Raw genomic sequence first — 25,168 nt, 5'->3', positions numbered from 1 at the left:
ATATGGAAACCACCATCCTCTTTGCCCCGCTCGTGGGTGCGTTGATCTGCGGTTTTGGCTGGCGCTTCATTGGTGAGAAAGCCGCCATGTGGACCGCAACGGGCCTGCTGTTTCTGGCCTGCCTGCTCAGCTGGATCGTCTTCCTTTCATTTGATGGCCACACCCAGCAGATTGAGATCATGCGCTGGATCGAAAGTGGTTCGCTGTCGACAAGCTGGGCCATTCGTCTGGACCGTCTGACGGCGATCATGCTGATCGTGGTGACGACCGTTTCGGCGCTGGTTCACTTGTATTCGTTCGGCTACATGGATCACGACCCGCAATGGCGTGAAGGCGAAAGCTATAAGCCGCGTTTCTTTGCCTATCTGTCGTTCTTCACCTTCGCCATGCTGATGCTGGTGACGGCGGACAATCTGGTTCAGATGTTCTTTGGCTGGGAAGGCGTGGGTGTCGCCTCGTACCTGCTGATCGGGTTTTATTATCGCAAGCCCAGCGCCAATGCAGCGGCGATGAAAGCGTTCATCGTGAACCGAGTGGGCGATTTCGGCTTTGCGCTTGGGATCTTCGCGCTGTTCTTCCTGACCGACAGCATCAATTTCTCAGACATATTCGCATCGGCCCCGGCATTGGCGGAGGAAAAACTGAGCTTCCTCTGGGGTGAGTGGACCGCGATCGAGGTGATCTGTGTTCTGCTGTTCATCGGCGCGATGGGTAAATCGGCGCAGTTGATACTACACACCTGGCTGCCGGATGCGATGGAAGGTCCGACCCCTGTGTCCGCGCTGATCCACGCTGCGACCATGGTTACCGCAGGTGTGTTCCTGGTCTGCCGTATGTCGCCGCTGATGGAGTTCGCACCGGGGGCCACCGGGTTCATAGCCTTCCTTGGCGCTTCGACTGCGTTTTTCGCAGCAACCGTGGGCTTAGTGCAGACCGATATCAAGCGGGTCATTGCGTATTCGACCTGTTCGCAATTGGGTTACATGTTTGTCGCCGCCGGCGTTGGCATGTACTCAGCCGCGATGTTCCATCTGCTGACGCACGCGTTCTTCAAGGCGCTGCTGTTCCTTGGTGCTGGTTCAGTGATCCATGCGATGCATCATGAGCAAGAGATGACCGAGTACGGCGGTCTGCGGAAGAAAATCCCCTATACGTTCTGGGCGATGATGATCGGCACGCTGGCCATTACCGGTGTGGGCATCCCGCTGACCACGTTTGGCTTCGCCGGGTTTCTGTCGAAGGATGCCATCATCGAAAGCGCCTTTGTAGGTGGCACAGGTTATGCCTTCTGGATGTTGGTGATCGCAGCGGTGTTCACCTCATTCTACAGCTGGCGTTTGATATTCCTAACCTTCTATGGCGAGCCGCGTGGCGACAAGCATACGCATGAGCACGCGCATGAAAGTCCGATGGTCATGCTGGTCCCGCTGGGGGTACTGTCTCTGGGCGCGGCGTTCTCGGGGATGCTGTGGTACAACCAGTTCTTCGGCTACACCGATAAAGTGGCCAAGTTCTACGGTATTCCGCTGGCGGAAGAGACTGGCGGTCATGGCGAAGTTGCCGCAGACGCATCTCATGGTGAGGCCAAGGCAGATGACGACCAAGGCGACGCGAAGGCTGATAAAGGCGAGGGTGGCTACAAGGCGGACAAAAAGCATGCCAGCTTTGGCGGTGAGCCAGGCGAAGGCGCGCTGTATATGGCACCTGACAACAATGTCCTGAACGATGCGCATGAGGCTCCGAAATGGGTCAAAGTATCGCCTTTTGTTGCTATGCTGCTGGGTTTTGTCGTCGCCTATTGGTTCTACATCGTGAACACGTCGCTGCCCGCTCGTCTGGCGGCGAACCAGCGGCCGCTGTACCTGTTTCTCAAGAATAAGTGGTACTTTGACGAGATCTACGACGCGATCTTTGTCAAACCTACCATTGCGCTGGGTCGGTTCCTGTGGAAACGCGGTGACGGCAACACGATTGATGGCTTCCTGAACGGGGTTTCGATGGGCGTCGTGCCCTTCTTTACCCGCCTCGCAGGCAAAGCTCAGACGGGTTACATCTTTACTTACGCCTTCTGGATGGTTTTGGGCATCGCCGCTCTTGTCACCTGGATGTCGATCGGCGGAGGCGCAAACTAATGGACAATATCCTATCTATTGTCACCTTCATCCCCGCCATCGCAGCAGGCATTCTGGCCCTGTTTCTGCATGGCGAGGACGTAGCCGCGCAGCGCAACGCCAAATGGGTTGCGCTGGTTGCCACAACCGTGACCTTTCTGGTCTCAATCGGCATCTATACCGGCTTTGATCCGTCCAACACCGGCTTCCAGATGGTGGAAGAGGGCGAGTGGCTGCTGGGCCTGAAGTACAAGATGGGTGTCGATGGGATCAGCGTTCTTTTCGTGCTGCTGACCACCTTCATCATGCCGCTGACCATTCTGGCCAGCTGGCAGGTCACGGACCGGGTCAAGGAATACATGATCGCATTCCTGCTGCTGGAAACGCTGATGCTGGGCGTGTTCATGGCGCTGGATCTCGTGCTGTTTTACCTGTTCTTCGAGGCGGGCCTGATCCCGATGTTCCTGATCATCGGTATCTGGGGTGGCAAGGACCGCATCTATGCGAGCTTCAAGTTCTTCCTATACACCTTCCTCGGCTCGGTGCTGATGCTGGTGGCGATGGTTGCGATGTATGCGGATGCGGGCACCACGGATATCGAGGCGCTGATGAGCCATCAGTTCTCGTCCGAAGGGTTCAGCGTACTGGGCATCTATATCGTCGGCGGCATGCAGACGCTGATGTTCCTGGCCTTCTTCGCGTCGTTCGCGGTGAAGATGCCGATGTGGCCGGTGCATACCTGGCTGCCGGATGCGCACGTTCAGGCGCCGACGGCAGGTTCGGTCGTGCTGGCGGCGATCCTGTTGAAGATGGGCGGCTATGGCTTCCTGCGCTTCAGCCTGCCGATGTTCCCGGTGGGGTCTGCGGTGATGACCGATGTGGTGCTGTGGATGTCGGCGATTGCTGTTGTCTACACCTCTCTGGTCGCGCTGGTGCAGGAGGATATGAAGAAGCTGATCGCCTATTCCTCGGTCGCGCATATGGGCTTTGTGACCATGGGTATCTTTGCAGCGAACCAGCAGGGCATTGATGGCGCGATCTTCCAGATGCTCAGTCATGGGTTCATTTCCGCAGCGCTCTTCCTGTGTGTTGGCGTGATCTATGACCGGATGCACACCCGCGATATCGAGGCGTATGGCGGTTTGGTCATCCGGATGCCGGCTTACGCTCTGGTCTTCATGCTGTTCACCATGGCCAATGTCGGCTTGCCTGGTACATCGGGCTTCATCGGGGAATTCCTGACCCTGATGGGCGCATTCCAGGTCAACACCTGGGTGACGGCTGTGGCTGCAACCGGTGTGATCTTCTCGGCGGGCTATGCGCTATGGCTCTATCGCCGGGTAGTCTTTGGAGATCTGATCAAGGAAAGCCTCAAGGCCATCACAGACATGAGCTCGCGCGAGCGGCTGATCTTCGCGCCGCTGATCGTGATGACCATTCTGCTTGGGGTTTATCCCTCGCTGGTGACCGATGTGATCGGGCAATCCACCGCAGCGCTAATCTCGAACTATGACACGGCTCTGGCCGCGGCTGAAGCCGCAACCCAGACAGCCGCTTCGCATTAAGGGGGCTTTGGAGACATGATCCAGGCTGATCTGACAATCATCCTGCCGGAAATTGTTCTGGCAATTTATGCGATGGCGGCGCTGATCGGGGCTGTCTACACCACCAAGGATGCTCTGGCTCCCATGCTGGTCTGGGCCACTTCAGGTCTGATGGCGGTGTTGGCAATCTGGATTGCGATGAATGGCGAAGGTACTAACGTGGCCTTCAACGGCATGTTTGTGGATGACGGCTTTGCTCGATTTGCAAAGGTTGCGATTCTGCTGTCTGCCGCTGCGGTATTGCTGATGAGCCAGGAATATATGGCGCGCCGCGATCTGCTGCGCTTTGAATATCCTCTGCTGGTCGCACTTGCGGCTGTAGGCATGATGATGATGGTTAGCGCAGGCGATCTGATGTCGCTTTATATGGGGCTTGAGCTGCAATCGCTGTCACTTTACGTCGTCGCCGCCTTGCGGCGCGACAGTGCCAAATCCACCGAAGCCGGTCTGAAATACTTCGTGCTGGGCGCGTTGAGTTCTGGCTTGCTGCTCTATGGTGCGTCGCTGGTTTACGGCTTCACTGGCACCACGCTGTTTTCGGGCATCATCCAAACGGTGCATCATGGAGATGTCTCGATTGGCCTCCTGTTTGGCCTGGTGTTCATGATCTCGGGTCTGGCCTTCAAGGTCTCGGCCGTGCCGTTCCACATGTGGACGCCGGATGTGTATGAAGGGTCTCCGACCCCGATTACCGCGTTCTTCGCCACCGCTCCGAAAGTGGCTGCGATGGCCCTGTTCGCGCGCCTGATGCATGATGCCTTCGGAGGCGTGATCAAGGATTGGCAGCAAGTGATCGTGCTGCTTTCGGTCCTGTCGATGCTGCTGGGCGCGGTTGCGGCCATTGGGCAGCGTGACATCAAGCGGCTGATGGCGTTTTCGTCGATTGCCCATATGGGATATGCTCTGATCGGACTGGCCGCCGGGACCGAGATGGGCATCAAGGCAATGCTGATGTATCTGGCCATCTATGTGACGATGAATATCGGAACCTTCGCATTCATCCTGATGATGGAGCGTGATGGCAAACCGGTCACTGATATTGATGCGCTACGTCAGTTCTCGAAGCGCGATCCGGGCAAAGCTCTGGCGGTCCTGATCTTGATGTTCAGTCTGGCGGGCGTGCCACCGATGCTGGGCTTCTTCGCCAAGTTCGGCGTCTGGCAAGCGGGTATCGATGCCGACCTGTTCGGGCTGGTGATCGTCTCGGCCATCGCCTCGGTCATTGGTGCGTTCTACTATCTGCGGATCGTGTTCTACATGTATTTCGGGGCGGAGAATGAAGACCCGATCGAGATCCGCTCGACCCCGGTTTTGTGGGCAGCGCTGATGGGCTCTGCGGCTCTGATGTTGATTGGCGTATTTTATCAGTTCGGTGTGGAAGGGGCAGCTGCAGCTGCTGCGGCGACGCTTGTCAACTGATACTGCCGCGTTTCGAACAACCGAGGCTCGGTCTCGCGCGACCGGGCCTTTTTGACATGAGCGAATGGCCGCAGGGATATGGCCTGCATATACTGAAAGAAGTCGACAGTACTCTGAATGAGGCGGTGCGGCTTGCGCCAACAGCGACCGGTCCGGTCTGGATCATGGCACATCATCAGACCGCCGCGCGTGGTCGGCGCGGGCGAGCCTGGGCCAACCCCAAAGGTAATCTGGCAGCGACTTTGCTGATGCGCCCGCCGGGTGATCCGGAACAGGCGGCGCTTCGAAGTTTTGTCGCAGCGCTCGCCCTGTATGATGCCTGTGTGGCGGTAACAGGGCGCGCAGTAGGTTTGGCACTGAAATGGCCCAATGACGTGCTGCTCAACGGCGGAAAACTAGCGGGTATCCTGCTAGAAAGCACGGGGCAGGGCCGGGGCGTGTCACATCTGGCGATAGGGGTTGGGGTGAACCTGTCCGAGGCACCGGGCACTGATCGCGTCGAAGCCGGAGCGGTGCGACCGGTTTCTCTGCTCTCGGAAACCGGCGCGCTCACCACCCCCGAGGATTTTCTGACCGAACTGGCGGTAGCTTATGCGCATTATGAGACCCAGTTCATGACCTACGGGTTCGAACCGATCCGCACCGCCTGGCTATCCCGAGCAGCGCGGTTGGGCGAAGTCATAACCGCTCGTACAGCCACGTCCGAAACGGTTGGAACCTTCGAAACGGTAGACGTGGGTGGCAGCCTTGTCCTAAACACCGCCAAGGGCCGGGTCAGCATTCCGGCTGCGGATGTGTACTTCTGAAAGGGGCGCGGGATGCTTCTGGCGATTGATTGCGGCAATACCAACACCGTTTTCTCGATCTGGGATGGCGAAAAGTTTCTGTGCACCCTGCGCACCTCAACTCATCATGCCCGCACAGCGGATGCCTATTTCACCTGGTATTCAACCTTGGTGAAACACTACGGTATCGAAGCTGATATCTCGGATGTGATCATCGCCTCAACCGTGCCACGCGTGGTGTTCAACCTGCGGGTCTTTGCTGATCGCTTTTTTGGATGCCGGCCGATTGTTGTTGGCAAGCCAGATTGCCTGCTGCCGGTCAATCCGCGCGTGGACGAAGGCACCGTGCCCGGTCCGGACCGGTTGGCCAACGCGGCGGCGGCGTTCGACCGCCATGGCGGCAATGTGGTTGTGGTTGACTTTGGGACGGCCACGAATTTCGACGTGGTCGCAGCCGACGGCGCCTACGTCGGTGGTATCATCGCCCCTGGCGTGAACCTGAGCCTTGAGGCACTGCATCAGGGTGCAGCGGCGTTGCCGCATATCGACATCACGAGGCCCGAAAAAGTGATTGGAACAAACACGGTTGGCTGTATCCAGTCCGGCGTGTATTGGGGATATTCCGGCCTGATCGAAGGGCTGATCTCGCGCGTGAAAGCTGAATACGGAATGGCGATGAAAGTCGTCGGTACCGGGGGTCTGGCGCCTCTTTTTGATCAGGCTGACGTGGGTTTTGACGCTATCGAGGATGATCTGACGATGCACGGGTTGACCGTGATACATCGCTATAACAAGGAAAATGGCTCAACATGAGCAGTGAACGACTGATCTATCTGCCGCTGGGCGGTGCAGGCGAAATCGGCATGAATGCCTATGTCTATGGTTACGGTAAGCCGGGCCAAGAGCGGTTGATCCTTGTGGATCTTGGCGTTGCCTTCCCGGACATGGACACCTCGCCCGGCGTGGATCTGATCTTTGCAGACATCACCTGGCTGAAAGAGCGTGCCGATCAGCTGGAAGCAGTTTTTGTCACCCACGCGCACGAAGATCATGTCGGGGCGGTGGCCCACTGTTATGAGGCTTTGGGCGCGCCGGTCTACGCGCGCGCTTTTACCGCCAATATCGCGCGTCGCAAGATGGAAGAACGCGGCCACCCGACCGAGGCGGTGCAAACTGCGTCTCCATGGCCCGAACAGATCAAGGCTGGCCCGTTTACCGTTGGTTTCCTGCCGGTTTCGCATTCCATCCCTGAAAGTGCAGGGCTCGTTATCGACTCGCCTGCCGGACGCGTGGTGCATACGGGGGATTTCAAGCTCGATTCCAACCCGGTCGTGGGCGAACCATTCGATCCCGATCTGTGGGCCGAGGTGGCAAAGCCCGGCGTCAAAGCGTTGGTCTGTGACAGTACCAATGTGTTCTCAAGCCATCCCGGGCGTTCGGAATCCGAAGTCGGCCCCGAGATCACCCGTCTGGTTCAAGAGGCCAGCGGCATGGTCATCGCAACCACGTTTGCCTCGAACGTGGCACGCGTGAAAACGCTGGCAGAGGCGGGACAGAAAGCCGGCCGTTCGGTCGTTCTGCTGGGTCGCGCGATGCGGCGTATGATCGAGGCGGCGACCGAGACCGGCATCCTGACCGATTTTCCAAAAGTTATCAGCGCCGAAGAGGCCGTCGACGTGCCGCGCGCGAACCTGATGTTGATTGTGACTGGCAGCCAAGGCGAACGCCGCGCAGCCAGCGCCCAACTGGCGCGCGGTAAGTATCGCGGGCTAGAAGCGAAAGAGGGCGATCTGTTTCTGTTCTCGTCCAAGACTATTCCCGGCAATGAACGTGGCGTGATCCGCATCATGAACCAGCTCAGTGAGAAGGGCGTGGATGTGGTCGATGACAGCTCTGGTCTGTATCACGTCTCGGGTCACGCCAACCGGCCTGATCTTGAGAAGGTTCACGCTCTGATCGATCCGCAGATGGTCATCCCGATGCATGGCGAACACCGCCACTTGCGTGAGCATGCCAAACTGGCCGAAACGGGCGGACGTACTGGGATTCTCGCTGTTAACGGCACTATGCTGGATCTGACTGGGAATGCGCCCAAAGTGGCGGATTATATCGAGACTGGCCGGACCTATCTGGATGGTACAGTCAAAATCGGCGCCTTGGACGGCGTGGTGCGCGACCGGATTCGCATGGCGCTGAACGGCCATATCACCATCACGGTGATATTGGACGAAGAAGACGAACCGCTGGGTGAGCCGTGGTGCGATACGATGGGCCTGCCCGAAATGGGATCATCCCGCGCGGGGCTGATTGAGGTGCTGGAAGAGGACCTGAACCAGTTCCTGATGCGTGCGGGCGCAAAGACGCTGCGTGATGACGACAAACTGGAAGAAGGGTTGCGCCGGATCGCACGTCAGACCGCGCAGGCCGAGATCGGCAAGAAACCCGAGGTAACAGTGGTTGTTAGCCGAATGCGTTAATCTGCATAGGGCATCGGATAGCCCCGAAGCTGCAGGAAAAGGCTGGCCTCTTCGTTGTTGAGAAAGAAGGGAACGGTTTCAGGCGGGTTCGGGTCCTCTGCACGGGCAGCGACTTCGGCCAGAACAACTTCGGTGATGAAGGGCAGGTCGAACTCTCGCGCTTGGCTGATCTTGACCCATTGCAAATGCGATAGCTCGTCCGAGGCATGGGTGAAGTCGTCAAGATCCCCCTGAATCGCGTCCGCATCGACCAGAAAGAACCTGGCGTCGAACCGGCGGGGTCGCCCCGGCGGTGTGACTGCGCGAAAGACAAATTGCAGTGCTTCTGCAGACGGCAGGTAGCCCATCGCCGCAAAGCTTTGCCAATCGGCCGGGATCGCGCCTTGCCAATCCCCTTGTTGCCCCAGAACAAGCCCGGTTTCTTCCCACAACTCTCGGATCGCCGCGACAGCCAGAGAGGTCTGCAAGTTTGGCGCTGATTGTTGTGACAGGCGATCGGTGCATAGATCGGGCAATGGCGCGCTAAGCGGGATGCCCGCATCGGAAGCATCAACCGCGCCGCCCGGGAACACGAATTTGTTCGGCATGAACGCAGCCTTGGCACCGCGTTGGCCCATCAGGATCGACGGGTCTGTGAACCGATCACGCAATACGATTACGGTAGCAGCATCCCGGATTGCGGTTTTATCCGCCGTCATCCGGCCTTGCCAAACCCGTGCATCCGCCGCGCCCATTGATAGGCGACCACGGCCCCTTTGAGACGGGGCAGAAGGAACAGGGACAGCGCGACGCATCCGATCGAGAATGCAATCGCCATGGTCCATGGATCGGGACGCCACTGCACGTAAGAGACATGAAGGGCGGGTGCCAGAAGGTGCCCCACCAGCAGGATCGTCAGGTAGGCCGGGCCGTCATCAGCGCGATGATGGAACAATTCCTGCCCGCATTCCGAACAGGTGTCATTCACCTTGAGATAGCTGTGCAACAGCGCACCCTCACCGCAATTCGGGCATTTGCACCGGAACCCTCGGATCAATGCGGGTTTTGTTGGGCGGTCTTCTTCGAGCGAACTGTCAATAGTTTGGTCAATCATATGTATCTCGCGCATCTTTCCTGGAGGCATATAGGCAGGATCAAACCCAACGGAAAAGGGGGGTGCGTCGCTTTGTGGCGCTGCTGCTTAGCGTATCATTTTCTATTGGCGTTTCAAATAAAGCAAAAAAAGTTGTGCCGGAAGCGACGGAAACCCGCCCAAGCCGCGTTTGAATAGGTATCAACAGCGGCAAATGGCCGCCAAATTCAGGGAACTATGTAATGAAAACCAAAAGCTTCATTTCGGCAATCGTCGTAGCTGCAGTTACTGTGACCGGCACTTCCGCTTTGGCCAAGGGCCCGCGTGCGACATTTCAGGAACTGGATGCCGACGGGGACGGGCAGGTGACTCAGGCCGAGATCGAGACACATCGCAACCAGAAATTCACCGCTGCCGATACAGATGGCGACGGCCAACTGAGCGTCGAAGAAATGCAGGCTGCGGCGCAGACCAAGGCCAACGAGCGTGTCACCAAGATGTTCGAAAAGCACGACGCAAATGCGGATGGTTTCCTTAGCGAAGATGAATTGCCGAAACCGCGCCGCGCCTCCAAGATGTTCGAGCGCATCGATGCCGACGGCAACGGTTCGATCTCAGAGCAGGAATACGCGGATGCAAAAGACAAAATGGGCCGGAAACACAAGCGGCATCAGAAGTCGGACACCGACAACAACTGATACGGGATGGAGGATCTGACCTCTTATCCCGACATCGAGCATGGCGGAACACCTGCCATGCCCGAGCCCAGCGACGAAGAGTTGCTGGGCCGGTTTTCTGATGGCGATGCTACGGCGGCCCGCCTGCTGACCGGGCGGTTGGGGCCGCGAAGTTATTCCGTGGCTTTGCGAATGCTGGGAAACCCAGCCGAAGCAGAGGACGTGACGCAAGAAGCGATGATGCGCCTTTGGAAGATGGCACCTGACTGGGTGCCGGGGCAGGCGCAGTTATCGACTTGGCTCTATCGCGTAACACTGAATCTATGTGTGGACTTGCGCCGGAAAAAGCGGCCTCAAGCGTTGGACAATGTGGCCGAACCCGAAGATGAGACTGCCAGTGTGGTCGACCAGATGCAGGAGAGTGCCCGCAAGGACGCGTTGCAGGCTGCATTGGAGCATTTGCCGGACCGGCAGCGGCAGGCGGTGGTTCTGCGGCACATCGAAGAATTGTCCAATCCCGAAATCGCGGGGATCATGGATATTTCGGTCGAGGCGGTTGAAAGCCTGACCGCGCGTGGCAAACGATCTCTGACCGCGATACTGGCGGGGCGTCGGGATGAACTGGGGTACGAACATGGCTGATCAAGATAACGAACTCGACCATCTGTTTGCACGGGCGCGTGCGGCGCGGGATACGTTTCCTGACGATCTTGCGGTTCGCATCGAAACTGATGCCGAAGCCATACGTCTGGCCCGGATTGCAAGACCGCAGCGGCGGACATGGCGGCAAAAGATAGGCGTTATCGGGGGGTGGCAAGGGTTGAGCGGTCTTGTGGCGGCAAGCGCAGCTGGCGTCTGGATCGGGTTCTCCGCTCCGGCCTTCTTGCCGGACCCTGTTGACTACTTCATCTCACAAGAGACGACCTATCTGATGGCCGATCTGAATTTAGACGAAAACTATCTGGAGGACGCAGAATGAGCGATCATCCCGCACCCAAACGCAAATGGATGCCGATATTGCTGGTTGTCTCTCTTGCTTTGAATCTGCTGATTGTCGGAGTCATTTTGGGTGCGGCATTGCGCTTTAAAGGAAGCGCTCATGCCGATGCGCCTCCGGGATTTGGCCCGGCGCTGTATTATGCGCTGCCAAAGTCGGATCGAAAGGCTCTGAGGGGTGAGTTGTCGGACCTGCGCGGAAAAGGATCACATCGGCGCAAGCAGGATTTTACTGCTCTCAGTCAAGTGCTCAGGGCCGTGCCCTTCGATCCCGCAGCGGTTGCGAGTCTTTTGGCACAGCAGTCGAAGGCAACTGCTGATCTGCAGACTGCGCTTCATCAGCAATGGCTGGCCCAGATCTCGGCCATGAATGATGACCAACGTGCCGCTTACGCGGACCGGCTGGAGGACGTGGTTAAACGCGGCCCGCGCAAACAAAAAAAACGGGACTGACTAGTCATGCTGCGCTTTGCCGAATCTGTACCTGGTTGCGGCCCGCTTTTTTGGCGGCATAAAGTGCTTTGTCCGCCGAGCTGATCAATCGATCAACCGGGTCTGTTTCGCCTGGATGAGAGAGTTCGGGCGGGGTACATAATTTCACCCCCACGCTGATCGTTACGGGTACTGGGGCCGGACGATCCGGCAGCTGAAAAGGTTTTTCGCAAATTGTTTCACAAATCTGTTTCGCTTGCTTCAGCGCTTGGTTGGTTGAGGTATTCGGTAGCCCGATCATGAACTCTTCGCCGCCGATACGCGCGACAAAACCGGTTTTTCCTATCACGACTCGCAGCCTTTTCGCGGTTTCGGTCAGAACCAAATCCCCCGCGGCGTGACCGTAACGGTCATTGATTGCCTTGAAGTGGTCCAGATCGGCCAGCATCACGGCGAATCCGTTTTCCGTTTCTGGGGCCTGATGCGCGATCTGGTCCAGCGCGCGCATCGCATAGCGGCGATTGAACAGTCCGGTCAGCGGATCGATCAGGGATTCGGCCAAATCCCTGCGCAATGTCGCTCGCAATCTGTCGTCTCGGGTCTTGCGGGCGATCAAAGTTTCAAGCCGCAAGCATATCTCATCTGTCTGAAACCCGCCCATGCAGACCGCATCAGCACCTCGGTCCAGCGCCTCGGCCGCAAGTGCGGGATTATCATCCGGCAACACACCGATCAGCACCGTATTTCGTGTCGCACCGCGCGACCGAAGATCTGCCAGTAGGTTCCGCCCCGAGCTATTCGGTGCAAGCTCAACAATAATCGCGTCCGGGATCGTTCCGGACAGGATGCCTTTGAGATCAGGCAGAGTATGGCCGGTCACACGATGCCGGGTTTGATGGGTCAGAGCATTACTCCACAACGCGCTGGTTCGAACTGTTTGCGTCAGGATCGCGATCTCTGCCGTCGATGGCGGGGCGATCAGCACCTGTGGCGCCTCGCCAAAGCCAATGGTTTGGGCCGAACCTTCGATGTTTAATTCCTGCCGTTCGGCGCGCGTACGTAACAAGCTGCGCACGCGGGCCAATAGAAGTGTATCCTTGAACGGATAGCCAAGCACATCATCCAGCCCGTTCGACAGTGCCTTCAAACGCGCTGCTTTGTCGTTTTGCGGTGCAATCGCAACAATCGGCACATCGATCAGAGCAGGATCTGCCGCCATCACTTTCTTAACATCCGCAGCGCTTCCGTCGGGCAGAGTTTGCGCTGTAAGAACCAGATCAGGCCGTGTCCGCCGCAGCAATGCACCAAGCCCGGCCAGTTTCTCACCCTGCACGACATGGTACCAGGCGGCCGTCAACTGAACCTTGAGCATTATGCGATTGGTCGAAACACCGTCGAGGACGAGTATGGTGCCTTGTACAGACATAGCCATTCACCGTTTGATTGCATGCGTTGCTAAAGTGTTTATGAGTCTGGTTAACAAACCCTTTCCAACACAGTGTCCGAGGCCAGTTTATGCCGATCTCCGCCAATTCCGCTGAAACTCTGGCCCTGAATGTGCTGGGCTGGCTGGTGGGAAATGATGAGTTGCTGCCCGTTTTCCTTGGGGCGACAGGTGCCTCGGAACAAGATTTGCGCGACCGTGCGGGTGAGGCTGAATTTCTTGGGTCTGTGTTGGACTTTCTGCTGCTTGACGATTCATGGGTGATCGCTTTTTGTGACGCCAATTCCGTGCCCTACGAAGAGCCGGGTCAAGCCCGTGCCGCGTTGTCCGGAATTTCGGATATGCACTGGACCTAACCCAAAGGAAATTTGTTTCATGGCAATCGACGCCCTGGTGTTCGACAAGGACGGTACTCTTTTTGATTTTGCAGCCACTTGGGGTGCGTTCGGGCGTATCGCGATGCTGCAGCTCTCTGATGGAGATGTGCAGCGCGCGACCGAGTTGGGGAAGGCCATCGGATTTGATTTTGAACAAGAGAGCTACGACCCGAATAGCGTAGTCATCGCCGGAACGGTCGATGAAGTTGCTGCAGCTCTGACACCGCATTTGCCTGAGGTAACTCTGGGGCATCTGATCGAAACACTCAACCGGGCGTCAGCGAACGCAGAGCAGATCCAAGCCGTTCCCTTGGCACCATTCCTTGCCGAGCTGCGGCGCGCCGGGCTGAAACTGGGCGTTGCGACGAACGATGCTGAAATGCCGGCCCTGCAGCACCTGCAGTCCGTTGGTGTGCGAGACCATTTTGATTTTGTAGCCGGATATGACAGCGGACATGGTTACAAGCCAGGTCCGGGGCAGCTATTGGCCTTTGCTCAGCATGTCGAGGTCGCGCCATCTCGTGTTGCGATGGTTGGTGACAGTCTTCACGATCTAGAGGCGGGACGCGCCGCGGGGATGGTCACCATCGGGGTTCTGACCGGCATGGCGACGGCCAAAACACTCGAACCGCTGGCGGATGTCGTCTTGCCCAACATCGGGCACATTCCCGGCTGGTTGTCGAAAACCGAATAACCTCGGTTCCAAATCGCCGGGTTGGATAATAAAACCGACAACTCTTGTCGCAGACAGAACGGCGATACTGAATCTTCGGGGCTTTCATAGGAGTGAAAGCGCGGAGGATGGTGATGGCTGAGAGCAAGACACGCAAACGTCGCGGTGGTGGACGCGCGGGCGCAGCCGCGAGGCGCGGCGCGGCGGTGATCGAGCAGATGCCCTGGAACCCGCCCACAAACATCGACAAGCCAATCGAGCCGTTGGGACCCGAGGGGATCGAAGCGGTTCACGAAGGTGCCATGCGGATTCTCGAAGAGATCGGCATCGAGTTCTACAATCAAGAAGCCATCGGGATCCTGCGCAAGGCGGGCTGTACAATTTCCGGCGACAACGTCCGTATGGACCGGGATTTCGTGATGGAAATGGTGGGCAAGGCGCCCAGCAAATTTACCATCACGCCGCGCAACCCGGAGCATCAGATCGAGATTGGTGGCAGGACCATTCTGTTCGGCAATGTTTCATCCCCACCAAATTATTGGGACATGGAAATCGGAAAAAAAGTGCCCGGCACCCGGCGGATGTGTCAGGACCTGCTGAAGCTGACGCAATACTTCAACTGTATCCACTTTGCAGGTGGATATCCGGTTGAGCCGGTCGATATCCACGCCAGCATACGGCACCTTGATGTGCTTTATGACAAGCTGACCCTGACCGACAAGGCAATGCATGCCTATTCGCTGGGGAAAGAGCGCGTCGAAGACGTGATGGAGATGGTGCGTATCGCGGGTGGCCTGAGCCACGAGGAATTCGAGGCCACGCCCCGGATGTACACTAACATCAACTCGACCTCACCGTTGAAACACGACCATCCAATGATCGATGGCTGCCTACGGCTGGCGCGGCGTGGGCAGGCAATTGTCGTGACGCCTTTCACTCTGGCCGGGGCGATGGCCCCTGTGACGATGGCTGGCGCAGTGGCACAATCGCTTGCCGAAGCGCTGTGCGCGATTGCGTTGTTTCAGTACGTTCGCCCGGGTATTCCATGCGTGATCGGAACCTTTACTTCGAATGTCGATATGAAATCCGGTGCGCCTGCATTCGGGACACCGGAATACATGCGCTCGACCCAGATGACTGGGCAGATGGCACGGTATTATGGCTTGCCTATGCGGTCCTCGGGCGTTTGCGCGGCAAATGTGCCCGATGGGCAGTCGGTTTGGGAAACCTCGAATTCCCTTTGGGCGGCGGTGCAGTCAGGCACCAACATGGTATATCATGCGGCAGGCTGGCTGGAAGGAGGCCTTATCGCAAGCCCCGAGAAATTTATCATGGATTGCGAAATCCTTCAGCAGATTCAGAGGTATATGCAGCCGGAACTGACAGCGACGGGCCCGGATGACATCGCCCTTGAAGCGATCCGGTCTGTTGGAAACGACGGGCATTTCTTTGGCATCCAACATACACAAGATCGCTATACCACCGCATTTTATCAGCCGTTCCTGAGTGACTGGAAAAACTTCGAAGCCTGGGAAGCAGCTGGTGGTATCTGGACTGCGGAACGTGCCCATCGGATGTTCAAGGAGATCGTGAACAATTTCGAAGCCCCGAAGATGGATGAGGCGATCCGCGAGGAGCTGGCCGAGTTTGTTGAGCGCCGCAAGGCCGAAGGCGGTGCGCCGACCGATTTCTGATCGCTTCCCAATCCGCCCCTCAGTTTGGGATTAGATCGGATTCTCATAATCCCGTATCGGATTTTGGGTGTTTGTTAAGTTTTCTGCGATCACTTGAGAGTGTCTTTCAATCTGAGGCGACTCATGCACGGGCTGATCAACAGGGCGATCCAATCCTTTGTCTGCGCCACCTACGGGCGTCAATGCTGGTTGCGCGCGACTCATACGGCCGGGCTGGGATTTGACGAGTTCGAGGCGATGTTGATCTATGACGCGGAGATATCGACCCGAGTGCTCGACGCTTTGTGCGCTGACTTGAACCGCCCAAAATCCGAATTTCTTGAGGATTTGGGCACTTATCTGGTCTCACACTCGAACATGGAAGATCTACGCAGGCTGTTGCGTTTTGGCGGGGTCACCTATTTGGAGTTTCTGCATTCGCTTGATGATCTGTCGGATCGCGTCCGCCTCGCTGTGTCCGATCTGAGATTGCCGGATTTGGAACTGCAGGAACACTCGCCCGGGGAATATCACCTGCACTGTACTCCTGATTTGCCGGGGTATTCCAGCGTCATGACAGGTGTACTACGAGCCATGGCGGATGACTATGGGGCGTTGGTGATCCTGTCCAATGAAGGGTGCCAAAACGGGGCTGAGTTGATTTCAATCACATTGATCGAAAGCGCGTTTGCCGAAGGGCGTCACTTTGATCTTGGGGCACGTAAATCATGATCAAGACCGCAGATCTTGGACAGTTGCTGGACACCTTATGTCCGATGTTCGTCCTTGTAGATGACATGGGGCGGATCGGGCAGGTTGGACCAACTCTGCAGAAGCTACGTCCGGATCGGCCTATGGTCGGCCGAAGCTTTCTGGATGTCTTTGAACTGGTGCGCCCTCGCTCAATCACGACAGTAGCTGCGCTGATGATGGTGCCGGACCGAAAGCTACACCTCAGGTTTCAAGACCGGCCGCAGACTGCGTTCAAAGGTCTGATTGCGCCGTTTCCTGGCGGAAGCGGGGCGGTCATCAACCTGTCGTTTGGAATTTCGATACTGGATGCGGTACGCGACTATTCTCTGACCAGCACCGATTTCCCGGGCACTGATCTGGCCATAGAATTGTTGTATCTGGTCGAGGCAAATTCTGCCGCGATGGAAGCGTCACGCTCACTGAACTTGCGTCTGCAAGGTGCGATGCTGGCGGCAGAAGAACAAGCCTATACGGACACGTTGACCGGGCTGAAAAATCGACGTGCGATGGATCATATTCTGGGGCATTTGATTTCGTCGAAATCGAGTTTTGCAATGATGCATCTGGATCTGGATTTCTTCAAATCGGTCAATGATCGATTGGGGCATGCTGCAGGGGACTATGTTCTGCAGCAAGCCGCAAAGATCATGCTGGACGTCACACGCAGCGACGACACGGTTGCCCGAGTCGGGGGTGATGAGTTTGTCTTGATTTTTAAGGGCATGAACGATCGTACAAAGCTTGATGGTATTGCAGGGCGCCTGATTTCACGCCTGTGCAAGCCGATGCAGTTCGATGGGGCAACCTGCCGTATATCGGCAAGTATTGGTACAGCACTCTCGACACAATTCGAAGTGCCCAAGGCCGAGGATATTCTTCATGCCGCCGATCTGGCTTTATACGCCGCGAAACGAAGCGGGCGATCCTGCCACCGTTTCTATTGCGAGCTATCGGATGCGCAGCATTCCGGTTGACGCAGGTGGCCCCCCTTTGCTTCGCTACAGTGTATCCAACGTCGCCGCGATGTGTCGCTTGACCTGAGGAAGCTCTGAAATCACGGGCATTACGTGTCCGTGAAAGCTGGCGCGGGCAAGTTCCTCGGGTACATCTTCCAAAACATGGCCTCCGGTGCAGGCAAAAAACGGCAGGCACAGCGCCTTGCCACCGCACCCGGTGGCGGCGTCCGCAATTGATGGGGTTTGCTCAACGAACCCGGTGCGAATGCTATTGAACGCGGTAAGCCGACCCAGATTCTCGGCGAAACCCTTTGCGACAATGGCCGGATTGGCGCTGCGGCCCGAGCCATGTGCAGCGATCACAAGATCTGTGTCCGCCGCGCTCCAAACCCTGTTCGTCAGTTCCTGATGTATGGCCGCTGTAATCAGGGCAGGCAGTTCGGGATCGATACCCATGGGGTCCAGAATCGTGACAGAACGCTGGCCAATCCGCTTTGGCAGAGCGCTGGTGACAAACCAGCCGCGGGCCATGAATAAGGGGTAGATAACCGTGTCGCTGGTCAATCCATCAAGACAATTTTCCAACGCCTGCGGGGCTGCCAATGTGGCCGACGATACCGAAACCTGTTGACATAACTCATCTACCTCTCGCGCAAAGGCTGCTAGCGCAGCTTCTGCAGGTGCAGGGTCCGAGGGTTGGCCATGGGCGACGATAACGGCGTGTGTCATGCAGGGCTCCGGATAGGTTCTGCGATAGATGTATTGCTGGTGGGCAGAGTCAATGCGGTGTTGGCACTTTCGTCATCCCAAGAGGGTCAGCCACAACCAGACCGTCAATATTGACGCGGTCGTTCCGATCAGAACTGACGACGCGGCCACACGTTTGGCATGTCCGTACATGTTTGCGAAGATGTAGCTATTGATCCCCGGCGCCATCGCTGCGGTAAGAACGCCCGAGCGGAACAAATCTTGCGGCAACGCCAGAGATGACCCAAAGAACCAAACCAGGCTCGGGTGCAGCATCAATGAGATACAGCAGACGAAAATAATGGTACGCAGATCGCCCTCGGGTCGGTACTTGACCAGCACACCCCCCAGCGCAAACAAGGCACCGGGCAAGGCCGCGCGGGTGATCAGGTTCAAGGCTTCGTCCACAACTCCGGGTATGGCCAGTCCAGTGAGGTTTACAACAAACCCCAACGAGATCCCAAGAATGAGTGCATTCTTGAACATGGCCGACAGCACGGATTTCAACATCCGCACTCCGCCGTTGCCGCGGTTTCGAAGCACCTCCATCACCGTGATGCCGAGGCAATAGCAAAAGGGTGAGTGGAACGCGATGATTGTGAAGTTGCCAACTAGATTTTCGACCCCATAGGCGCGCTCGGTAATAGGCAACCCCAAGAGGACCGAGTTTGAAAACAGACAGCAAAATCCAATAGCAACCGAATCCTCCCACGCTCGTCCGAAGATCAGGCGCGCACCGATCATACCAGCGACAAAACACAGACCAGCTGCTGAATAGAAACTGACCAAAAGCCGAGGATCGAAGCTGGTGCCGAGATCGAGATTGGCAATGGCGAGAAACAGTAGGCAGGGAATGGCAAAGTTCTGCGTGAAACTCATTAACCCATCGATATGGGTTTCGCGAAAATAGCCGAACCTCGTCGCCGTGTATCCGGCACCGATGACCAGAAACACCGGCAGGATGACATCAATCAGGCTTTGTAACATGGCGGCGCCATACGGGGTATCGTAAGCGCGTGCAGCAGCATGCCTTACAGGGCGTGCCGGATCACCATGCCATCATAGGCAGGCGTGATATGATCCGGTGTTTCCGCATCGACCGTCGCATAATCCAGATCGATATGCATGTTGGTCAAAACGGCGCGTTTTGGTTTCAATTGGTCGATCCACTCCAGCGTCTTTTCCAGATGGGCATGTGTCGGATGCGGGGAACGACGCAGAGCGTCAATAATCAGGCAGTCCAGATTCGCCAGTTCAGTCATGCTCTCATCATAAAGCTCTGCTACATCAGGCAGATAGACGATGTTTCCCATTCTGAAGCCAAGCGCATCAATCGATCCGTGGTTCACGCGAAATGGCCGAAGCGAGATCGTGCCGCCTGGGCCGGGAATTTCGAACGGCCCATTGATTGTCTTGAGGTCGAGTATGGGCGGATAGGGCGATCCCTCGGGCTGAACGAAGGCATAGCCAAACCGGCTGAGCAGATCGTTCTGCGTGTCACCATCGGCCCAGACGGGGACGCGGGTTTTCATATTGAAAACGATCATCCGCAGATCGTCGATCCCATTCATGTGGTCCGCGTGGGAATGCGTATAGACGACACCATCCAATCGCCCAGTCCCGGTGTCCAGCAATTGGCTACGCATATCCGGTGAGGTGTCGATCAGAACCGACGTAGTCCCATCCGGCCCGTCCCGTTCGACCAGTAACGAGCATCGCCGCCGCTGGTTTTTCGGGTTTTCCGGATCACAATCGCCCCAATGCCCCCCGAGACGGGGGACGCCACCGGATGACCCGCAGCCCAGAATTGTCAGGCGCAGCTCGCTCATGCAGCCGCCTTGTATGTGGCGGCTTTGGTGAAGAGCCGGTCAAAATTGGCCTGCGTTTGTGCGGCGAAATCTGCGTAATCCAATCCGAAGACCTCAGCCCCTTTACGGGCGGTGTGTGCCGTATAGGCGGGCTCATTCCGTTTACCGCGATATGGTGGGGGGGCAAGATAGGGCGCATCGGTTTCGACCAGAATTCGGTCAACAGGTGCCGAAGCGAAGATATCGCGCAGTTCCTGGCTTCTTGGGAAGGCCGCAATGCCGGACATGGACAGGTAAAAGCCCAGATCAAGCGCGGCCCGGGCCAGTTCTGCCGACGAAGAAAAGCAATGCATGACACAGGAATAGGGGGTATTAAGATGCTCTTCGGTCAGAATGCGGGCCATGTCGTCATCAGCAGCGCGCGCGTGGATGATCAGAGGCAGGCCGGTGCGCTGGGCGGCCTCGATATGGATGCGCAGCGATTGTTTCTGAACATCTGCCGACTCGGCCGTGTAGTGATAATCAAGCCCGCTTTCCCCAATGCCCACGAACTTGGGATGCTTAGCCAATGCGACCAGCTCATCGACCGAGGCCATCGGCTCATCAGCGGCGCTCATCGGGTGGGTGCCTGCAGCGTAGAAGACTGGGGAGTGAGCCTCGGCGATGGCGCGCACAGCGGGTTCGTTGCGCAGCCGGGTGCAGATGGTCACCATGCGGGTCACGCCAGCCTCGGCAGCGCGGGCGACGATATCATCCAACTGACCGTCGAAATCAGGGAAATCCAGATGGCAGTGGCTGTCGGTAATTTCGGGGGTGAGGCTCATCAGCTGTGACCGGCGGTTTCCTGTATCTTGAACACCGTATCTAGGACAAGCGAGGCAGGGTCAAGGTTCACCGCCTGCCCATGCCGCGCGCGCGCCGTGATGAGCGCGGCGACCTCCGCCCATTGGCGGGCCTTGTGCTGCGAGTTAGACAGGCGCGACAGAGTTTCAGCCTCATTCGGGGCGGCCTCGGGTATGGAGGCGGCACCTTTTGCACCTGTCAGCGCCAAACGCGAGAGCGCAACGTCGATCAGTGAAAGCAGCAGGTCAAACCGTTCGGCAGCCCCCCGCTGAGCTGCCGCTTCTGCCAGTTTCAGGGCGCGCTGGCGGTCGAGCCGGGGAAGGGAGCCCAGAATTGCAATCAGCTCGGCATAAAGCTCTAGCCCGCCGAGATTGATCAAGCGGACGGCATCACCCACTGAACCGGCGGCGAGGGCTGCCAGATGCTCGGCCCGACTAGGGATTTCTGTGCCGGTCTGCGCTAGCGCGGCCTGCATGTCATCTGCGCCAAGGGGTGAAAGCCGCAGCGTGCGGCAACGCGAACGGATGGTCGGCAGCAGGCGCGAAGGTTGGTGTGAAACCAGCAGCAGCGTCGTGCGCGCTGGGGGTTCTTCGAGCATTTTCAGCAGCGCATTGGCGGCGCTGACATTCATTTCATCCGCTGAATCGACGATAACAACCCGGCGACCACCATCGGCAGAGGACAGGCCGAAGAACTTGCCCAGTTTGCGGATGTCATCGACAACAATTTCGTTGCGCAACCGTCCCTGATCGTTGACGGACCGGGTGATTGCGGCAAGGCCGGGCTCGGCCCCCGCCTGGATACGGTGTGCGACAGGGTGGCCCGGGTCGATGTCCAACGTCTCAGGCGCAGGAGGGGCACCAAACAACCCGCCTTCATCTGCCGGAGGTGTGGCCAACAAAAACTGTGCAATGCGCCAGGCAAGGGTAGCCTTGCCCACGCCGCGCGGCCCCGTTAGCAACCAGCCGTGGTGCAGCCGGTCCGAGTTATACGCGGTTAAAAACGCCTCTTGGGCCGCATCCTGTCCGAACAGCTTGAGAGTTTCGCGCGGATGCGGGGCACCAGGGGCCTGATCCGGTGTTTGGATATCGTCGCTCATGTCAGCTCAATTGCAGGGACGCCATGACAATATCTGTCACATCCCGCGCAACGCTGTCCATGTCCCGATTGCCGTCGACCACGTGGAAACGGTCAGAGAATTCTTGGGCCAGACCCAGAAAACCTGCCCGCATCTGTTGTTGGAGATCCAAACCGAAATCTTCGAATCGTTCTTCGGTGCCCTGACGACCTTTGGCGCGCAACAGACCGGTTTCCGGGTCCATATCGATCAGCAAGGTCATATCTGGCTCTCGCCGGATCATCAAGCTGTGCAACTGATCCACCAAACCCCGCAGATCGCCGCGCGACAGACCTTGATACATCCGGGTACTGTCGGCAAAGCGATCGCAGATCACAACCTTGCCCTCTGCCAACGCGGGTTCAATCGTGCGCTCAAGATGATCGCGCCGGGCAGCGGTGAACAGCAGGATCTCGGTCTCGGCCGACCAGCGGTCCGGATCACCCTGCAGCACAAGGCTGCGAATTTCTTCTGCCCCGTCCGATCCGCCGGGCTCGCGCGTCAGAACGACGTCGCGGCCTTGATGCCGCAAGTGCTCGGCCAGCAGGCGCGCCTGCGTGGACTTGCCTGATCCGTCAATGCCTTCGAAGGTCAGAAACGTTCCGCGCGCTGTCACATTTGCTCCAGCGGGGTGTTGATCACTTCTTTCAGAACGATGCCACCCACGGTCAACATACGCACGACAAACCCGCCCAAGGGAACATCCTTTTCCGCCACCAGCGGGCGGCGGATTTCGGGCAATCCTTCGGGTTGGATCACCAGCTCGGCCAATTGCTGGCCTTTGCTGACCGGTGCGTTGATAGGGCCGTCATAGACAACCTCGGCCTTGATGTCCTTGTCGCCCAAAACGGGGAACAGAAGGGTCAGATCACCCTCGGGCACCAATCCCACAGTCTTTTCCGCCCCCATCCAAAGCTTGGCCTGGGCTACCGGTTCTTCTGATTTGGCAACTGTCCTCTCGACAAAATTTCGAAACGACCAGTTAACCACGGCCTCAGCCTCCTCTGCGCGCTTGGCGGTGCTGTCGAGCCCTGAAAGAACAAAGACAACCCGTCGGTCGCCTTGTTTGGCAGAACCGACCAAACCATATCCTGCCTCTTGAGTATGGCCCGTCTTGAGGCCATCGGCCCCGATATCCAGCTTCAGCAGCGGATTGCGGTTCCGCGCGTTCGAGGGCGCTCGGCCATCGAATTCGAACTCTTCTTCGGCAAACAGGGGATAGTACTCGGGGAAATCGGTGATCAGCCGGTCGGCCAGAACTGCCAGATCGTGCACTGACATCATGTGCCCAGCAGCAGGCCAGCCGTTGGAATTGGCAAAGTTCGAGTTGTTCATGCCCATCTGCTGCGCCCGCTGAGTCATGAAACGGGCGAATCCGGCTTCGCTTCCGTCGGGGCTGAGCGCTTCGGCGATCACGACACAGGCGTCATTGCCCGAAAGCACGATGATCCCGCGCAAAAGATCCTCGACCCGGACACGATCCTGCGTGTTCAGGAACATGGTCGAGCCGCCATAGCTCATCGCATGCTCCGAGACGGGCAAAGTTTCGTCCAGCGTCAAACGGCCATCGCGCAAGGCTTCAAACGCCACATAAAGCGTCATGAGTTTCGACATGGACGCTGGAGGCAGAGGCTGATCGGCGTCTTTAGACAACAGCACAGTGCCGGTTTTCTGGTCCATCACATAAGCCGCACGCGCGGTGGTGTCGAAGGCATGGGCGGGCAGTGCCAACAGCGCCAACCCGAGGGCCAGTGTGGTGGATCGCAAAGCGGAAAGCATCATGGGCCTCCTGTTTGATCAGTTCTTCGCCGTGAAAGCATCGGTAAACCCAAGGTCTTTCACATCGTTCAACATCGCCCGGCGTTCCGCGCGGGTTGCAACGGGTCCAACCAAAACGCGCCAGACCGACTTGTCCTCGCTTTTCAGTTCCATGACTTCGGCAGCCATGCCATTGCGCCGGATCTTGTCCGCCGCGCTCTTGGCGTTGGATTCTACGCTGAATGTGCCCGCCTGAACAAAAGGTTTTGCCAACCCACTTGTCGCCGCAGCACTCGCCGTCGCTGGTGCCGCCGCCGTTGGTTCAGAGGCCTCGATGGCCGCTGCCGCTCCGGCAATCGGGTCCAGAGGCGTTTCGGTGATTGCGTTAGGGTCTTTCTTTTGCCACCACTTGCGCTTGGCCGGTTTTTCAGCCGGTGCCGTCAGTTCGGGATCCGACAATGCTGCCGTCTGTGTTTCTGACGAAGGGGATTCGGTCCCGGCAGCAGCTGCGGTTGCTGCGCCAGCTGCTGCGACTGCAGTCTCGTCGCTTGGCTTTTTCTGCCACCATTTGCGTTTGGCCGGTTTCTCTGGGGCTGGTGCCTCATTCGCGGCCAATTCACTGGTCGGTGCTTCTGCATTGGTCGGGGCTTCTGCACTGGGCGCATCTTCATCCGACGATGCAACAACGGCGGCCCCGGCAACGACCGCAGCTCCGGTCGCTGCTTCGGTGCTTGGCTTTTTCTGCCACCATTTCCGCTTTTGAGGCTTTTCAGCAGCGCCCGTTTCCGACGCTTCTGCGGTGTCGGTTGTTTCCGAACTCTCTGCACTATCTGTCTCTTCGGCAGGTTCCGCGGCGACAGGTGCAGGGGGTTCTTCAATAGCCTCACGTCGCAATGCGACAACCTGCACCCTGGTTGGAGCACCAGCCAGCATTCCCAATTGCTCGGCAGCGGATGACGAGACCTGCAGCGCGGGTCCCGGCAAATTCCGCTCACGGCGGAACAGGGCACCCGTTACCGATTTGTTGTTGGCTGTATTCTTGATCAGCACCCGCTCGGGTTGAGTCACATCGGGATGCGCCACCCAGATACCACCCAGCGATGGCCGCCCGTCCCACAAACCTGCTTCGGTGACCTGAAAAACCTCGGGGGCTTCAACATCGCGCTGATTGGTCGCGGCAGCTTCGGGGAACAGTTCGAACCGGTTTGTGTTGTCCGCATCTTCGGCGGCCGTATCCTCAGGCGGGTCCTCTGTTGTAAGTAGCCCTTCTTCGCATCCAGCCAATGCTGCCATGGTCACGACCAAAATTGCCAGCCGTTGTGGCCCAAAGCGTGTGCCCGTAGCTCGCTCCATTTTCTCAATCCCTTGCCTGACAAGGCCATTTCGGCCGCGCCCCACCGCGTCATTGCTGGTTCTTGTTGCCAGTCTTGTGCGGTCTTTCCCGCA

The 25,168-nt window shown here is 57.8% G+C and carries 26 protein-coding genes; 15 read left to right on the top strand and 11 right to left on the bottom strand.

Annotated elements, in window-relative coordinates; all coding sequences use genetic code 11:
- Nucleotides 1-2: 2 nt before the first annotated feature.
- From nuoL to ACRZ9U_RS15970, 6 genes are read left to right on the top strand one after another with little or no spacing between them, the layout of a single operon-like run.
- Nucleotides 3-2,132 (top strand): NADH-quinone oxidoreductase subunit L, encoded by a 2,130-nt coding sequence (nuoL, locus tag ACRZ9U_RS15995; RefSeq protein ID WP_170403979.1) that lies wholly within the window; start codon nt 3-5, stop codon nt 2,130-2,132.
- Nucleotides 2,132-3,676 (top strand): NADH-quinone oxidoreductase subunit M, encoded by a 1,545-nt coding sequence (locus ACRZ9U_RS15990; protein WP_170403976.1) that lies wholly within the window; start codon nt 2,132-2,134, stop codon nt 3,674-3,676. The genes nuoL and ACRZ9U_RS15990 overlap by 1 nt, the downstream gene beginning before the upstream one ends.
- 15 nt (nt 3,677-3,691) lie before the next feature.
- A complete protein-coding gene (gene nuoN, locus ACRZ9U_RS15985) occupies nt 3,692-5,134 on the top strand; it encodes an NADH-quinone oxidoreductase subunit NuoN (protein ID WP_170397032.1) in 1,443 nt (480 codons plus the stop codon).
- Nucleotides 5,135-5,190: 56 nt separating this feature from the next.
- Nucleotides 5,191-5,940 (top strand): biotin--[acetyl-CoA-carboxylase] ligase, encoded by a 750-nt coding sequence (locus tag ACRZ9U_RS15980; RefSeq protein ID WP_170403973.1) that lies wholly within the window; start codon nt 5,191-5,193, stop codon nt 5,938-5,940.
- 12 nt (nt 5,941-5,952) lie between these two features.
- Complete coding sequence (locus tag ACRZ9U_RS15975) at nt 5,953-6,732, top strand: type III pantothenate kinase (RefSeq protein ID WP_170397028.1); 780 nt, start codon at nt 5,953-5,955, stop codon at nt 6,730-6,732.
- Nucleotides 6,729-8,396, top strand: coding sequence for a ribonuclease J (locus ACRZ9U_RS15970; RefSeq protein WP_170403967.1), 1,668 nt, complete (start codon nt 6,729-6,731; stop codon nt 8,394-8,396). Before ACRZ9U_RS15975 ends, ACRZ9U_RS15970 begins: the two co-directional genes overlap by 4 nt.
- Here ACRZ9U_RS15970 and ACRZ9U_RS15965 read toward each other — a convergent pair.
- On the bottom strand, nt 8,393-9,094 hold the full coding sequence (locus tag ACRZ9U_RS15965; RefSeq protein ID WP_170403964.1) for an NUDIX hydrolase: 702 nt from the start codon (nt 9,092-9,094) through the stop codon (nt 8,393-8,395). The genes ACRZ9U_RS15970 and ACRZ9U_RS15965 overlap by 4 nt on opposite strands.
- On the bottom strand, nt 9,091-9,489 hold the full coding sequence (locus ACRZ9U_RS15960; RefSeq protein ID WP_170397024.1) for a DUF983 domain-containing protein: 399 nt from the start codon (nt 9,487-9,489) through the stop codon (nt 9,091-9,093). Before ACRZ9U_RS15960 ends, ACRZ9U_RS15965 begins: the two co-directional genes overlap by 4 nt.
- A gap of 221 nt (nt 9,490-9,710) precedes the next feature.
- Here ACRZ9U_RS15960 and ACRZ9U_RS15955 point away from each other — a divergent pair, with 221 nt between their 5' ends.
- From ACRZ9U_RS15955 to ACRZ9U_RS15940, 4 genes are read left to right on the top strand one after another with little or no spacing between them, the layout of a single operon-like run.
- Nucleotides 9,711-10,166 (top strand): EF-hand domain-containing protein, encoded by a 456-nt coding sequence (locus ACRZ9U_RS15955; RefSeq protein WP_170403961.1) that lies wholly within the window; start codon nt 9,711-9,713, stop codon nt 10,164-10,166.
- Nucleotides 10,167-10,172: 6 nt separating this feature from the next.
- Nucleotides 10,173-10,787 carry an RNA polymerase sigma factor gene (locus tag ACRZ9U_RS15950; protein ID WP_170403958.1) on the top strand — a complete coding sequence of 205 codons (615 nt, stop codon included), beginning with the start codon at nt 10,173-10,175 and terminating at the stop codon, nt 10,785-10,787.
- A complete protein-coding gene (locus tag ACRZ9U_RS15945; protein WP_170403955.1) occupies nt 10,780-11,124 on the top strand; it encodes a hypothetical protein in 345 nt (114 codons plus the stop codon). The genes ACRZ9U_RS15950 and ACRZ9U_RS15945 overlap by 8 nt, the downstream gene beginning before the upstream one ends.
- Complete coding sequence (locus tag ACRZ9U_RS15940; protein WP_170403951.1) at nt 11,121-11,594, top strand: periplasmic heavy metal sensor; 474 nt, start codon at nt 11,121-11,123, stop codon at nt 11,592-11,594. Before ACRZ9U_RS15945 ends, ACRZ9U_RS15940 begins: the two co-directional genes overlap by 4 nt.
- A gap of 4 nt (nt 11,595-11,598) precedes the next feature.
- On the opposite strand, the gene ACRZ9U_RS15935 is transcribed toward ACRZ9U_RS15940, so the two are convergent.
- Nucleotides 11,599-13,005: a diguanylate cyclase gene (locus tag ACRZ9U_RS15935; protein WP_480902368.1), complete on the bottom strand. Its 1,407-nt coding sequence runs from the start codon at nt 13,003-13,005 to the stop codon at nt 11,599-11,601.
- Nucleotides 13,006-13,088: 83 nt separating this feature from the next.
- Between ACRZ9U_RS15935 and ACRZ9U_RS15930 the strand changes: the two genes are divergently transcribed.
- The 5 genes from ACRZ9U_RS15930 (at nt 13,089) to ACRZ9U_RS15910 (ending at nt 17,467) form a co-directional block, all read left to right on the top strand.
- Nucleotides 13,089-13,373 (top strand): DUF3572 domain-containing protein, encoded by a 285-nt coding sequence (locus ACRZ9U_RS15930; RefSeq protein WP_170397013.1) that lies wholly within the window; start codon nt 13,089-13,091, stop codon nt 13,371-13,373.
- A gap of 19 nt (nt 13,374-13,392) precedes the next feature.
- Entirely contained in the window at nt 13,393-14,088 is a 696-nt protein-coding gene (locus ACRZ9U_RS15925; RefSeq protein WP_170403945.1) for an HAD family hydrolase, read from the top strand.
- Between the two features lie 113 nt (nt 14,089-14,201).
- Nucleotides 14,202-15,761 (top strand): trimethylamine methyltransferase family protein, encoded by a 1,560-nt coding sequence (locus ACRZ9U_RS15920; protein WP_170403942.1) that lies wholly within the window; start codon nt 14,202-14,204, stop codon nt 15,759-15,761.
- A gap of 123 nt (nt 15,762-15,884) precedes the next feature.
- Nucleotides 15,885-16,472: a heme NO-binding domain-containing protein gene (locus ACRZ9U_RS15915; RefSeq protein ID WP_170403939.1), complete on the top strand. Its 588-nt coding sequence runs from the start codon at nt 15,885-15,887 to the stop codon at nt 16,470-16,472.
- A complete protein-coding gene (locus tag ACRZ9U_RS15910) occupies nt 16,469-17,467 on the top strand; it encodes a GGDEF domain-containing protein (protein WP_170403937.1) in 999 nt (332 codons plus the stop codon). Before ACRZ9U_RS15915 ends, ACRZ9U_RS15910 begins: the two co-directional genes overlap by 4 nt.
- Nucleotides 17,468-17,491: 24 nt before the next feature.
- Here the strand turns inward: ACRZ9U_RS15910 and ACRZ9U_RS15905 are convergent, their stop codons facing one another.
- From ACRZ9U_RS15905 to ACRZ9U_RS15870, 8 genes are all read right to left on the bottom strand, one after another.
- Nucleotides 17,492-18,178, bottom strand: a complete 687-nt coding sequence (locus tag ACRZ9U_RS15905) for a CbiX/SirB N-terminal domain-containing protein (RefSeq protein ID WP_170403932.1) — start codon at nt 18,176-18,178, stop codon at nt 17,492-17,494.
- A gap of 72 nt (nt 18,179-18,250) precedes the next feature.
- The gene (locus ACRZ9U_RS15900) at nt 18,251-19,183 is read right to left on the bottom strand and encodes an AEC family transporter (protein WP_170403928.1); all 933 of its coding nucleotides are present in this window, start codon (nt 19,181-19,183) and stop codon (nt 18,251-18,253) included.
- Between the two features lie 44 nt (nt 19,184-19,227).
- A complete protein-coding gene (locus tag ACRZ9U_RS15895; RefSeq protein WP_170403925.1) occupies nt 19,228-20,025 on the bottom strand; it encodes an MBL fold metallo-hydrolase in 798 nt (265 codons plus the stop codon).
- Nucleotides 20,022-20,828 carry a TatD family hydrolase gene (locus ACRZ9U_RS15890; protein ID WP_170403922.1) on the bottom strand — a complete coding sequence of 269 codons (807 nt, stop codon included), beginning with the start codon at nt 20,826-20,828 and terminating at the stop codon, nt 20,022-20,024. Before ACRZ9U_RS15890 ends, ACRZ9U_RS15895 begins: the two co-directional genes overlap by 4 nt.
- On the bottom strand, nt 20,828-21,946 hold the full coding sequence (locus ACRZ9U_RS15885; RefSeq protein WP_170403918.1) for a DNA polymerase III subunit delta': 1,119 nt from the start codon (nt 21,944-21,946) through the stop codon (nt 20,828-20,830). The genes ACRZ9U_RS15890 and ACRZ9U_RS15885 overlap by 1 nt, the downstream gene beginning before the upstream one ends.
- 1 nt (nt 21,947) lies before the next feature.
- On the bottom strand, nt 21,948-22,580 hold the full coding sequence (gene tmk / locus ACRZ9U_RS15880) for a dTMP kinase (RefSeq protein WP_170403915.1): 633 nt from the start codon (nt 22,578-22,580) through the stop codon (nt 21,948-21,950).
- Complete coding sequence (locus tag ACRZ9U_RS15875) at nt 22,577-23,743, bottom strand: D-alanyl-D-alanine carboxypeptidase family protein (RefSeq protein WP_170396992.1); 1,167 nt, start codon at nt 23,741-23,743, stop codon at nt 22,577-22,579. The genes tmk and ACRZ9U_RS15875 overlap by 4 nt, the downstream gene beginning before the upstream one ends.
- A gap of 18 nt (nt 23,744-23,761) precedes the next feature.
- Nucleotides 23,762-25,075 carry an SPOR domain-containing protein gene (locus ACRZ9U_RS15870; RefSeq protein WP_170403913.1) on the bottom strand — a complete coding sequence of 438 codons (1,314 nt, stop codon included), beginning with the start codon at nt 25,073-25,075 and terminating at the stop codon, nt 23,762-23,764.
- Between the last annotated feature and the right edge of the window lie 93 nt (nt 25,076-25,168).

It is taken from the genome of Ruegeria sp. D7, from assembly GCF_056534355.1.
Note: the sequence above shows the minus strand (reverse complement) of the source record. Positions and strands in the feature narration are given on the sequence as shown.